The organism is Microcoleus sp. BROC3, assembly GCF_036702515.1.
Lineage (GTDB): Bacteria > Cyanobacteriota > Cyanobacteriia > Cyanobacteriales > Microcoleaceae > Microcoleus.
The window spans coordinates 47,271-60,303 of sequence record NZ_JAUBTQ010000046.1 but is presented as its reverse complement, the minus strand read 5'-3'; the positions used below and the strand labels follow the sequence as shown (position 1 = coordinate 60,303).

Annotated in this window: 7 protein-coding genes; 5 read left to right on the top strand and 2 right to left on the bottom strand. The window is 45.5% G+C overall.

The genetic code is table 11. The annotated features are described in order from the left end of the window. Window positions 1–277 precede the first annotated feature (277 nt). Together QUB30_RS24880 and alaS are read right to left on the bottom strand one after the other, a co-directional pair. Window positions 278–3,418 carry a CHAT domain-containing tetratricopeptide repeat protein gene (locus tag QUB30_RS24880; RefSeq protein ID WP_333338942.1) on the bottom strand — a complete coding sequence of 1,047 codons (3,141 nt, stop codon included), beginning with the start codon at window positions 3,416–3,418 and terminating at the stop codon, window positions 278–280. A 316-nt stretch (window positions 3,419–3,734) separates the two neighbouring features. After that, window positions 3,735–6,386, bottom strand: coding sequence for an alanine--tRNA ligase (gene alaS / locus QUB30_RS24875; protein ID WP_333338939.1), 2,652 nt, complete (start codon window positions 6,384–6,386; stop codon window positions 3,735–3,737). 656 nt (window positions 6,387–7,042) lie between these two features. Here alaS and QUB30_RS24870 point away from each other — a divergent pair. From QUB30_RS24870 to QUB30_RS24850, 5 genes are all read left to right on the top strand, one after another. Next, the gene (locus QUB30_RS24870) at window positions 7,043–7,285 is read left to right on the top strand and encodes a hypothetical protein (protein WP_333338936.1); all 243 of its coding nucleotides are present in this window, start codon (window positions 7,043–7,045) and stop codon (window positions 7,283–7,285) included. A gap of 213 nt (window positions 7,286–7,498) precedes the next feature. After that, a complete protein-coding gene (locus tag QUB30_RS24865) occupies window positions 7,499–8,107 on the top strand; it encodes a hypothetical protein (protein ID WP_333338933.1) in 609 nt (202 codons plus the stop codon). Window positions 8,108–8,113: 6 nt separating this feature from the next. After that, window positions 8,114–10,831 (top strand): OmpA family protein, encoded by a 2,718-nt coding sequence (locus QUB30_RS24860; RefSeq protein WP_333338930.1) that lies wholly within the window; start codon window positions 8,114–8,116, stop codon window positions 10,829–10,831. A 2-nt stretch (window positions 10,832–10,833) separates the two neighbouring features. Continuing rightward, window positions 10,834–11,370 carry a Rab family GTPase gene (locus tag QUB30_RS24855; protein ID WP_333338928.1) on the top strand — a complete coding sequence of 179 codons (537 nt, stop codon included), beginning with the start codon at window positions 10,834–10,836 and terminating at the stop codon, window positions 11,368–11,370. Continuing rightward, window positions 11,367–12,917, top strand: coding sequence for a PAS domain-containing sensor histidine kinase (locus QUB30_RS24850; RefSeq protein ID WP_333338926.1), 1,551 nt, complete (start codon window positions 11,367–11,369; stop codon window positions 12,915–12,917). Before QUB30_RS24855 ends, QUB30_RS24850 begins: the two co-directional genes overlap by 4 nt. Window positions 12,918–13,033: the final 116 nt, after the last annotated feature.

The window sequence follows — 13,033 nt, the reverse complement described above, 5'->3', positions numbered from 1 at the left end:
GCCTGCTTGGTGTCGCGATCGACTGACTGACGTAGCGATCTATCGCCTGACTCTTTTAAGATACAAGGGGCGGGTTTCACCCACAATAATTGCCTGAAATCGACAATCTCAACAACCCGCCCCCACCCAACGACAAATCATCATCTACATTTTAACATTCGATGCAAATTTCAGGTTGGTGTGGGTTATTGGTGGGGCGGGTTTATCTAGATTGTTGGTAATCGTTATATATTGTTTGTAAAACCCGCCCGTACAAAATCCTGGTGGCACACCTAACTTAATATCCTGTCGCACAGAATGCCGCCCAATATTTCGGATCGCGGAACGGCTGTTCCTCACTCGAAGACGCTAACCACAATTCCATACTTTGTCTAGATTTTTTATCTACATTTAACAATCCTACCCAAACTCGAAAATCCTCCTCACTCACCCCGCGCATCCAGTTTTGTGCCGCATTCAAAGCAACTGCTACTGAATCTGCCTCCGGCAATTCTTGATAAAATTTAATCATTAAAATTGCCGTGGCAAAATCATCGACAGCCCACAGACTGCTGACAACACTCATGCTACCCGCATACAAGAAGCCGCTGGGTAAACCAATGTATTCATCCGTCATTGCGGTTGAGTCGGTTAACCCGGTTTCGCAGGCGGAAAGTGTGACGAGATGGCACTGCGGTAACTGCAAATCGGCAAAGATTTCTCGCAGCGTGAGGCATTTTTCTGGGATGGCTTTTCTGCCGCTGCGTAGGGTGACATAGCGCTGTTTTTCATCGGGCTGATTTGACTCTGGGGGCGGGGGTGAGGTTTGCGGTTCCAGGGAATCGGCTAAGACTAGGGATGACAGCAGCGGATAGTCAAAGTTGAATATGCCGTGACAGGAAAAGTGCAGGTAGCTGGTGTTTGAGAGGTTTTCTCGGTTGTCGTTGAGGGCGGTTTTTGTGGCTTGTTTTCTGAGTAAAATTTGATGCGGATTGAATCTGGTTTTGATGGTTTCTACTTCCATGTCGGCGTTGAATAAGTCTTCGGTGGGATTCTGGAGGGCAAATAGTTGTTGCTGATTTGGTGGGGGGGAGTTTCTGGTGGTGATGCGATTTTTGACGAGTTCCAGCAGTTGCAAGCTGGGGGCGTATTTCACGCCTGCGGGGAAGCTGTCGAGGAGGTATCCGCGAAAGTTGGTTTTTTGTTTAAATCGGGTTTCTGAGGTGAATTGTAGGGCGTGGAGGGGGAATAGGTGCAGGTAGCGGTGGGGTACTAGGATTAGTTGTTTGCAGTTGGGGGGGATGTGGGCGATTATCTCGTTGAGTCGCAGGATTTCTGAGAGTTTTTGGAGTTTTTGGGATAGGGTGTTTTGCCAGGTTTTGTTGGTGTTTTTGTTGCGGTATTCGTCGAGATAGTTGTTTTTCCAGGTTTCTAATTCGGCTATTTCGGTTGTGGTATATGTGAGTGGTTTTATGCTGTCGCGGGTGATGATGAAGGCTGATCCTCCCCAGCTATCGTCGGAGTTGGAGTTATTGCCGAGGTACCATTCTATGATTGCTGTTTGGGTGTCTAAGGTTTGTTGGAATTTGGTGATGTCGATGGGTTCGACTTTTTGAGTTAGGGTGAATTCTGGTTCTCGCTTTTTTATCTGTTCTAGCAGTTGTGTTAGTTGCTGTGATGTTGTTTCTAATTTGGCTTTTTGTTGTTGGAAATATTCGGGGCTGAGGCTGCGGGTTTGGGTTGTGCGTTGTGAGGGAGAGTCTTCGGGAACCCCCCTCTTTCTCCCCCCCTTGGTAAGGGGGGGAGAAAGAGGGGGAGGAGATGGGGTTTCTGTTTCTAGGAGTTGTTGGGAGGCGGCGATTTGGCGGCGCAGGTTTTGCAGTTGCTGTTTCTCGGTTTCGGTGGCTGTTTTCGGGTAGATTTCGCTGTTGGTGAAGAGTTCGACTAGGTAGCGGGATTTGCTGCGTTCGATTGTTTGCAGGGCTTTGTCATATTGTTGGTGATTGATGCAGGATTGCATCAATTTTTCGTAGACATCGAGATTTTGTTCGATGATTTCTCGTTTGCGGTTGTCGGATGTTATCCACTCGCGGCTTTGTTCGACTGCTTGGATGGCTTTTTCGTACCCGAATATGGCTGTTTCCCACAAACTTTCTGCAAATCCTAAATAGCCTAGATTTCTACCTGTTCGCCGACAGTCAATTGGCAAAGCTGTGGGAGTGTAAACTTCTAAAGCTGCTTCATAAAGTTGGATTGCCTTTTCGATATTCTCACCCCGTTCTCCCTTGATTCTGTCGTTGTAAGCAATTGCCAAATTATTTTGAGTCATTGCCCATCGTTCCGGGAAAGCTTGGGGGGTATGAACTAATAATGCAGCTTCATAAAATGCGATCGCCATTTCTAAATTATCACCCCTGTCTCCCTTGATTCTGTTTCTGTAAGCTTCTCCCAAATTATTTTGAGTCCCAGCCCAATATTCGGGAAAAGCTGGGGGGGTGTAAACTTGTAAAGCAGCTTCATAAAATGCGATCGCCCTTTCTAAATTATCATCCCTGTCTCCCTTGATTCTCTGGCTGTAAGCACGTGCCAAATTATTTTGAGTCCCAGCCCAATCTTCGGGAAAAGCTGGGCGGGTGCGAACTTCTAAAGCAGCTTCATAAAATGCGATCGCCCTTTCTAAATTATCACCCCTGTCTCCCTTGATTCTGTCACTGTAAGCATTTGCCAAATTATTTTGACTCCTTGCCCAATATTCGGGAAAAGCTGGGCGGGTGTAAACTTCTAAAGCAGCTTCATAAAATGCGATCGCCCTTTCTAAATTATCACCCCTGTCTCCCTTGATTCTGTTTCTGTAAGCTTCTCCCAAATTATTTTGAGTCATTGCCCATTGTTGGGGAAAAGCTGGGGGGGTGTAAACTTGTAAAGCAGCTTCATAAAATGCGATCGCCCTTTCTAAATTATCACCCCTGTCTCCCTTGATTCTGAAAGAGTAAGCAATTGCCAAATTATTTTGAGTGCTTGTCCGCTTTGCAAGATAAACATCGCCATACTTTTGCATAAGTAGTGATGCGATTTGACATAACCCATTCTGTATGAGTAGATAAAATGTCAAAATCACTACTTGTTCCGCACAATCGCGAGTCCAAACGGTTAATGCTATTTTGTTACAAATAATAGCAATTTCTAAGTTGCTTGCTCTACTGCCTTGCTGAAGAGTTATAAATAGAAGACTCAAATTACTTAAAATTTGACCAAAAATATATGCTTTATCTACATCCAAATTTGCTAAAACTTTAGTAGCAAGTTCTCGCAAATATTGGGCAAAATCATCGTCTAATAATTCTAGATTGGCTTGCAGGATGGCGGTTTGTTTGTCCCTGGGACAGGTGAGGAGAGATTCAATCAGGGTGAGATAGGCTTGGCGGCGTGGTTGGTTCATTTTTGACTACCCATGTTTGTTTGATTTTACATTTTTTGCGGGGAAATCAAGGGTGTTTTTAACCGCAGATGTTGGCGGATGGACGGGGATAAACGCAGATGTAAGGGCAAAAATATGCGGTAGCAGCCTGCGAAGATTCAGGCAGACGGAAGCGATCGAACTGACGATTAGGCCCCGATCCCCCCTAGCCCCCCTTAAAGAAGGGGGGGACAAGATTCCGATCGAAGTCCCCCTTCTTAAGGGGGATTTAGGGGGATCTAGCCTCCGCTATAAACGAGAGATACAAAGAGTTTTTGTTTCTTACAGAAAACCCAGACTAACCCAACCCTTCAAGCAACTGATTCCGAGCACTTTCCAACGCTGACTGCAACTTACTTGCATCGCGTCCCCCAGCTTGCGCCAAATTCGGCCGCCCGCCGCCTTTTCCGCCGCAAATTTGAGCAATTCCCCCGATAAACTTGCCAGCTTGCAATCCTTTCTTATTGACTTCAGGACTAAAAGCAGCCACCAAACTTACCTTATCCGGTTCAGGAATTGATGCCAAAACAACCGCAGCATTTCCTAATTTTTGCTGCAATCTTTCTGCCGCAGTTTTCAGCGCTTCTGTATCCACATCACCCAATTGAGCTACAATGATTTTGAATTCGCCGATAGCCTCCGCCGCACTCAGCAACTGGTCGGATTTCGCGATCGCCAATTCCGACTTCACAGCAGCCAAATGTTTCTGAGTATCCTTCAACTCATTCTGCAAATTAGTAATCCGGTTCGGCAATTCTTCAGGCTTCGCCTTAAATCGATCGCCCAAATCGCGCACCACCTTATCCCGCACGTTCAAGTAGTCCAAAACAGCTTGACCGGAAACCGCTTCAATCCTGCGAGTTCCCGCCGCTACCCCCGCTTCCGAAACAATCTTAAACAGCCCGATTTCTGCGGTATTGCTGACGTGAGTTCCGCCGCACAATTCCATCGAAACGCCGGGAAAATCGATAACCCGCACCACATCGCCGTACTTCTCGCCAAACATCGCAGTCGCGCCTTTTTCTCTCGCAAGGGCGATCGGCATTTCTGCAACGACCGCAGCGTGGGCTTCAGCAATCCAACTATTAACTAAATCCTCAATTTTCTGCAACTCTTCTGCTGTGACAGCGCGCGGAGAATTGAAATCAAACCGCAATCTCTCAGACGATACCAGCGAACCAGCTTGCGAAATCGAATCGTCCACAATTTTCCGCAAAGCTGATTGTAATAAGTGAGTTGCTGTGTGGTTGGCCTGAATTCGGCGGCGACCGCTGTTGTCAATTTTCGCAGTAATACTATCGCCAACTTTCAGGGTTCCCCGTTCCACAAAGCCGAAATGCACGAAGAAATCAGATTCCTTCTTCACATCATCAACTCTCACTAACAAACCATCACCATTATCTCCGCTTTTCAAATAACCTTTATCCCCAATTTGTCCGCCGGATTCTGCATAAAACGGCGTTTGGTTCAACACAACTTGTACCTCGGTGCCTGCGGCTGCTTCCTCGACAGATTTGCCGTCAACCAAGATAACTTCCACCTCAGCTAAACTCGACAATTCAGCATAACCGACAAACTCAGTTCCCTGGATAGTTTCAGCCAACTTATCCAAAGAACCCTGCACCGTTAAATCGATTGTTTGGCGAGCATCTTTAGCGCGAGTTTGCTGTTCCTTCATCGCCCTTTCAAAGCCGTCCAAATCCACAGTAATTCCCTGTTCCTCAGCAATTTCTTGAGTCAGTTCTAAGGGGAAACCGTAGGTATCGTAAAGAGTGAAAGCATCTTGACCGCTGATTTGTTGGTTTGCTTGCTGTTTTGTGCGATCGACAATTTCCTCCAGCAGCTTCTCTCCGCGTTCCAAAGTCTTGAGAAACTGCGCCTCTTCCCTTGCCAATTCCGCCTTAATTTGAGCTTCCCGCAGCCGCACGTTCGGATAAGCAGCTTGCGAAAGGGCGATCGCACTTTCAGCCACCCGCACCGTAAATTCGCCCTGAATTCCAATCAGTCGCCCGTGGCGCACCACCCGGCGAATCAACCGGCGCAAAATGTAACCGCGACCCACATTCGACGCGCGAATTTCGTCCGCAATCATGTGCACCACAGCCCGAATATGATCGCCAATTACTTTCAGCGAAACCTTGACTTTTTCATCGCTATTGTGGTAATCAATCCCGGCAATTTCCGCCGCCGATTGAATGATCGGAAAAATCAAATCTGTTTCGTAATTATTGGGGACTTTCTGGAGGATTTGCGCCATCCGTTCCAGTCCCAAGCCAGTATCAATATTTTGATTTTGCAGCGGTGTTAAATTGCCCTCTGCATCTTTATTGTACTGCATGAAAACCAGGTTGTAGAATTCAATAAACCTGGTATCATCTTCGAGGTCAATATTGTCGCCTCTCTCTGGGTGGAAATCATAGTAAATCTCCGAACACGGGCCGCAGGGGCCTGTCGGGCCGGATTGCCAGAAATTGTCATCTTCTCCCATGCGCTGAATGCGATCGCCCGGAATGCCAATTTCATCGCGCCAAATCGCAAAAGCTTCGTCATCTTCTCGGAAAACACTAACAACCAAATTAGATGCTGGTAAACCGAAAACTTCCGTGGAAAGTTCCCACGCCCAGGCGATCGCCTGTTTCTTGAAATAATCCCCGAAACTGAAATTGCCCAACATCTCAAAAAACGTGTGGTGGCGGGCGGTGCGGCCGACGTTTTCGATGTCGTTGGTGCGGATGCACTTTTGAGAAGTCGTGGCGCGCGGTGATTCGGCGGCGCGCTGTCCGAGAAATATCGGCTTGAATTGTAGCATTCCGGCGATCGTCAGCAAGACTGTCGGATCTTCCGGCACCAAAGAAGCACTCGGCAATATCTTATGTCCCCGCTGAGCATAAAAGTCGAGGAAGGTTTGGCGGATTTGGCTGCCACTGAGAAACTTAGGAGAAATAGACATGACAAAAACACTTAAGTATGTAAAGATGTAGCAACAATAGAATTTATAGGACTTACGCACGGGTGTCCAGAAACCCGGTTTTTAAACCAAAATACTTGCTTAAAATCCTCAATCTGGGTAGAAAAACCCGGTTTCTTGGTTACGAGTGCGTGAGTGCTAACTTACATCTATTTGGAGATTCATATCATTATACTTAGTAATGTAAAGACCTATCAAGTTTTGCAAATAGTGCTTTACTCCTCCGAAAGGCCATGCTAACTTAATAATAGACACCGGGACAGGAAGAGAAAGGAGGTCGCTATATTTAGAAAGAAAGTTCGAGGATATAGACATGGTGTCTCCGGTCTAGATTCCCAGGCGCAGCAGAAATTAACCGAACACAACTTGGAATAGTGGCGAACTGCCGATCGAGCAGTCAAGCCAAACCGCAGTCGAGTCAGACTTATTGTGGTTGCGGATTAAAAGTAAAGCTGCACAAGTTGTAAACCCTAGTAAGTCACAGTTCTCAACCGGAAACACATCTCGTTTGTTAAAAAAAACAAAGCTCTCATATTATTGGGTCTGATCGCTGTCGATCGGGCCCTACGCTTTTTTATAGGGCGATCGCAGGAGAAGAGGCATCGAGGGGTACAGAGGGGCCGAGTTGGGCTGTATAAGTGCTTTGTGCTCAAAGGCAACATCCCTGCGAGTCGATCGGCGATCGATCGGTGCAGCTTTTGAGTTATATCTTATACATAAGACCTGTGCGATCGAAGCCGCAGCTTTTTGCCGGGGATCAAGCCCTGTGGTATGAGGCACTGTCAAGATGCGATATGATTGAAGATGTCAGTCAAGACATTAAAACCTACCCGCTGTATAGCAGTCTACGCTTCTGTGAGCTTGCTGCAAGGCAAGGATAGCAAACCGCCCTTTTTGGTGACAAAACCTGGCTCAAGAATTTGAATCTCAGGATATTTAGAGTCAAAATTCTAAAAAATCCCATCCCCGACGCAGGGGTGAGAGTTCAAACAATAAAAGCCGGCCCACTCAAAAAAGCTAGTGCCACTAACAACTGTCGTAAATCACTAGCACACTTCTTAAATTCACAATCTCCGGAGATTTCAGGTACAAGCATGGCCGAAATAACTAAAGAAGAAATGCGCGAACGACTGGGAAATATCGATCAGATTCGCGATATAATTTTTGGAGCTCAACTTAGAGAATACGACAATCGCTTCGATAAAATAGATTCCGACTTGTCGATGATGCAGCAAGATATGCAAGCTCGCATTGAACAAGTAAAAACAGTTCTTTCAGGAGAAATGAGGGCTGCGGTTGATTCGTTAGAAAAAAAAGTTAAATCGCTCACCTCAAACACCCAAGAAGAAAGCGCAGACATCCGTCAGCAAGTCGATCGCGTTAACCGCAAATTCTCCAGCAGCATGGAAGCCCTCGACGAAGCTATCGACAATCAAACCAGTTCGCTTCGCGACGAACTCTCCCAAACCAGAGAGCGACTATCTGAAGAAACCCGCACTTTGAAAACACAGGTTTTTGAAGAACTAGATCGCCGCTTTTCCATGCTCAGAGATGTTAAAGTTTCCCGAGACGACATGGCAGAAATTCTGTTTGAACTCGGCATGAGGCTCAAAGGAACAGAATTTGTCCCCGAACTTAAAGGCGTTGCTGATAATAAGTTAAATACCGAATTTCTGTTGCCGGAGCGCCACAATCACGGATAATAACGCATGGCTTTACCGAAAGAAAATCCGGCTGACGAAAATGAGTTAGAGGGTTTTGTTTCTAAACCTGACGAGTCCGCTGCCGGTGCAGCCGCCCAGCTAGAACCGTTGCTGAATCTGTTAGTCGATCTCAAAATTATTGCTGGTTCAAACCAGCAAAATGCAGATCCCGAAGGTGACAGCAGCAGCGAAAACAATCAAGCTGGGGCTCTCGGCGGGTTGATGGATTTGTTAGGTATTTCTTCAGAAAAGCAAGAGGAAGTTGCAGCGAATTTGCCCGAAACTGGCAATCGCGAACCTGAGTCTGGCGATTCCTGGGATGTTAAAGATGAGTTCAAAAGTTTGCTATTCGCTACTCAAAAACTCAACACTTCAGAACTCGAAAGAAACTATTCCTCCGCTAAAACTATAGAGGTTTCAGCGATCGCCCAGCCGGATTGGGAGGAGAAATCAGAGCCTGTCGAAGAATTGTCTAACTTGACAATGAAAGATTCTCTACAGGAAGTACAGGCTCAAAAATCCCAGCGGTTCGATCGGCATTTACAGGATGTGTCCGCTCCCGAAACCGAGTCAAAACCTTCGATAATTGCCGATAATCCGATAGCTTCCACAGTCTCACATCCACCAGAAACGGGATATTTAGATCCCGTGGTTGCTTCGATTCAATCGATGCCAAACTTGGTAGAACAGCCGACAACGATATCGCAGCCGACAGAAATATTAGGCCAAATTAAACAAGATTTAAATGAAGCCGACAGCGCGATGGAAAGGCTGCAAAATCTGATGTTCGGCTCGCAAATGTCGGATATTGAGCAAGTCAAAAATCTGCTGGCCGAAAACGACTTGCCGGGGGTGCGCCACCTGATGGCAACAATCGACGATAAATTAGGAAAATTGGAGCACCAAATCTACGATCCCCAAGAGTTGATTCAGTTGATGCTGCCTTGGATCGCAGAAATTCTCAGCCGCAAAATTACCGATTCCAGAGAAGAAGTTGTCAAGGCGATCGTCCCAATTATTGACGAAGTGATTAGGGCAAAAACTCAGGAAAACAAGTCGGCAATGAGTGCGGCAATAGCTGAGCTGCTTCCCGAGGCACTTGCTCAACAAATAGTGAATTCGCCAGCGGATATTGCTAAGGCGATCGCCCCAGAAATCGGTCTGGCAATTAAAGAGCAAATTCGCCTCGACCAAGAGTCGATCGCTCAAGCCCTCGCCCCCGAAATGGGCAAAGCTATTACAGCCCAAATAAAACTCGAACGCGACTCTATGGTGGATGCCCTCTATCCCGTAATTGGCAGTACAATTTCCCGATACATGGCAGAAGCTATCAAGACAATCAATGAAAAAGTGTCCAATGCCATCAGCGTTGAAGGCTTTAAGCGAAAAATTCGCTCCAAAGTACAACGAGTCTCCGAAGCTGAATTAATCCTCCAAGAATCAGTACCCTTTACCGTCCAAGCAGCATTCTTAATTCACAAAGCATCAGGCTTAATAATTTCCGAAGTTCAAAACTCCGAAAGCTACCATTTAGAATCAGAAATGGTAGCAGGAATGCTCACAGCTATTCGCAGCTTTGTTAACGAGTGCATCGTTGAACCCGGAGAAGCTTCCGAACTTAATCAAATTGAATACGGCGACTCCAAGATTATCCTAGAAGTAGCGGGATACTGCTACATGGCAGTCGTGATCAAAGGAGAACCGCCACATTTGTTTATCAAAAAACTGCGGCAAACAGTTAGTAATATCATCCTTAATTACGCTAAAGTAATTCACGAGTTTAACGGCGATCCCGGTACTATACCGGAGTCGCTGCACCCCTGGATAAAAAGTTTATTTGAACCGCTGCAAACGGAAAAATCAACAAAACCCCCGATCGCCCTAGCGGCTATCAGTTTAGCCGCCCTGAGCTTAATCTTAGTACCTTGGGGAATTTATCAGTACCGCAGCAACATTGACCGCCGCCTCGCGGCCAATGCGACTTTAGCTTTGGAATCGACCCCAGAATTAGCGGTTTATCGCTTAAATGTCAGTGTTGAGGGCAAAACTCTGAAGTTAACCGGACAGTTGCCAAATCCAGAATTACGGGCAAAAGCTGCAAAGATAGCTGGCTCAACTGCACCAAAGTTGAAATTAGACAATCAAATTGTCGCTGTAGATGTACCTCCAGATCCAGTTTTGACAGCGGCAGAGGTGCAGCGGATTACCGCTGTTTTGAACCAGAGAGAGGGCGTTTTAATTTCTACTCGGTACGGCGATCGCAAAGTTACAGTAGATGGCACAGTTATAGACCTAGCAGACGCACAGAAAATAGCTCAGTCCTTGAAGCAAATTCCCGGTGTTCAATCGGTCATCAGTACGGTTAAATTAGATCCCCTGAAAATTACAACCCGCATCTACTTCGAGCCAGGAACCACAAAATTAGACTCTACATATGGAGAAATCATCGCCAGTGTCAAAAATTTCATGGATCAATATCCTCAAAAACATATTAAGATAATTGGGCACAGCGATCGAACTGGAGAACTTGTTACAAATCAACAGTTGTCGCTCAAGCGTGCCGCAGCAGTGCGAGATGCTTTAGTGCGACAAGGTGCTGACCCGAAGCGCCTCCAAACGGTCGGCAGTCCAAATCCTCCTGCCGACGTGGAACCCAATCAACCACGACTTTTAAGCAGATGCGTGGTATTTGAACCAATAACTAAGACCATAAACAGTAAATAATTATGTCAGTTACTATAGCTAAAAAAATGTGCATGATCGGCGATTTTGGCGTCGGCAAAACCAGCCTAATCCGCCGTTTTGTCGATCGGCAATTCAGCGACCAGTACCTGTCCACGGTCGGAGTGAAAATTTCCCGCAAAAATATCATATTAGAAAACACAAAACAGCCGGAAAACGTGACTGCACAGTTGCTAATTTGGGACTTAGAAGGGCATACAAAATTCAAAGGAATAGCACCGACTTACTTGCAGGGAGCTAGCGGCGTTTTAATCGTTGCCGATGTCAGCCGCTCCGAAACTGTTGAGCGAATCTCCGAACACATTCAGCTTTTTTCTTCAGTCAATCCTAAAGGGTCAATAATCGTCGCTTTGAACAAAGTAGACTTGATTGACGAGGAAAAATTGGCGCTGCTAGTGGAAATATCTCATTCGATATCTCAAGACAAAGTAATAGCAGTTTACGCGACATCGGCTAAAACAGGCAAAGACGTTGACGAAATTTTCTATAAACTAGCTTATACAATGGTAGAACCAGTATGAACCCACTTTTGAGAAAGCTGTTGGAGCCACGGCCAACAGAGTATTTGTTAGTAAATCACAATTTCATTATTCAGGAAACCTCCGCCGAACTCCACCATTATGCCGATACTCCGGGCGATGCGATACCCGGTGCAGATGCTCGCATCAGTTTTCCCGAATTGATTGGCATTGAAAATATCCTCATGTCTATCATTATGGGACGGCTACCGAGTTTTGAACTCAAAGGTATCGCTCGGTTTGCCGACCCCAACCGCCCTTTATACTTTGATATGTTGGCTATTGAACATGAAAGCGAACAAGAAGATGTGCCAAGTAAATTGCTAATTTTGATTGAAGATGTCACCGAAAAGATGGTGATGAAGCAATCCTTGATTCAGAGGGCGAATGAAGCTAATCTTTTGGTGAGCGCTTTAGCCGCTTCTAAAGATTATATAGATAAAGTTATTCGTTCGATGGGCGATGCTTTGTTGGTGACAACAACATTAGGAACTATCAAAACAGTCAATCAATCAGCACAATCCTTATTTGGGTACAGCGAAGCCGAATTGATCGGCCACCCCCTCTCCATAATAGTAGTCGAAGAAAAATTACTTTACCAAGCTCGCCACCGCTATATCTTGTCTCATCAAGAGCTGCTCAGAGAACTGGAAGTAATCTGCACTACTAAAGCAGGAGAAGAAATTTGGGTAGAATTTTCCTGTTCGGCAATTCAGACAGAATTACAGGAACTTTACGATTTCATCTACATCGGCAGGGACATCACAGAACGCAAGCAACAAGAAATAGAAATTCGTCGCTCTTTGGCAAAAGAGCAAGAACTCAGACAGGTAAAATCTCGTTTTTTCTCAATGCTCGCTCACGAATTCGGCAATCCTTTAAGTACAGTATTATTTGCGACGAAAATCCTCCAAGACTACGACGACCAAATCACCCACGCGGAAAAAAAAGAATACCTCCAACACGTTAAATCAGCATCTAAACACATGGCTCAGCTATTAGATGATATGCGGTTGCTCAGCAGCGCCGAAGCCGGAAAACTCGAATTCAATCCCGCACCAGTTGACTTACAAAAATTTTGCAGCGAGTTAGTAGAATCAATTAAAATGAGTTACGGAAAAAATCATAGAATTAACTTTATTTGCCCAGAATTAGTTGCGCCAGCGAAAAAAACTGATCGGGAATCGGAGGAAACACAACACTGGCCCGCACTCGATTCAAAATTGCTGCGGCACATCTTGACAAATTTGCTTTCAAATGCTGTCAAATATTCGCCGATCGACAGCAATATTTATTTTGAATTAAATTGTGACAATAATCAAGAAGCTGCATTTAAAATTAAAGACGCAGGCATTGGCATTCCTATCGAAGACCAAGAACAACTGTTTGAGTCTTATTATCGAGCCCAAAATGTAGGAAAAATCCCCGGTACAGGACTGGGTTTATCCATAGTCAAGCAGTGTGTAGACTTGCACGGAGGTCAAATCGAATTTTCCAGCGAGATAGGGTTAGGCACTACCTTTACAGTCACAATTCCTTTTTACAAATAGAGGTAAGACTCTTTTTGATTTTGATTTTAGATTTTAGATGGGAATGACTGATGACTATCATGATTGGGAGCTTGCCTAGATTTGCATTATTTTTTAAATTTATATAAATAGATTAA

Bases quoted from the DNA above. Each gene is read 5' to 3' on its own strand.
- QUB30_RS24880 (WP_333338942.1), bottom strand. From the start codon at position 3,418: ATGAACCAACCACGCCGCCAAGCCTATCTCACCCTGATTGAATCTCTC.
- alaS (WP_333338939.1), bottom strand. From the start codon at position 6,386: ATGTCTATTTCTCCTAAGTTTCTCAGTGGCAGCCAAATCCGCCAAACC.
- QUB30_RS24865 (WP_333338933.1), top strand. From the start codon at position 7,499: ATGGCCGAAATAACTAAAGAAGAAATGCGCGAACGACTGGGAAATATC.
- QUB30_RS24860 (WP_333338930.1), top strand. From the start codon at position 8,114: ATGGCTTTACCGAAAGAAAATCCGGCTGACGAAAATGAGTTAGAGGGT.
- QUB30_RS24855 (WP_333338928.1), top strand. From the start codon at position 10,834: ATGTCAGTTACTATAGCTAAAAAAATGTGCATGATCGGCGATTTTGGC.
- QUB30_RS24850 (WP_333338926.1), top strand. From the start codon at position 11,367: ATGAACCCACTTTTGAGAAAGCTGTTGGAGCCACGGCCAACAGAGTAT.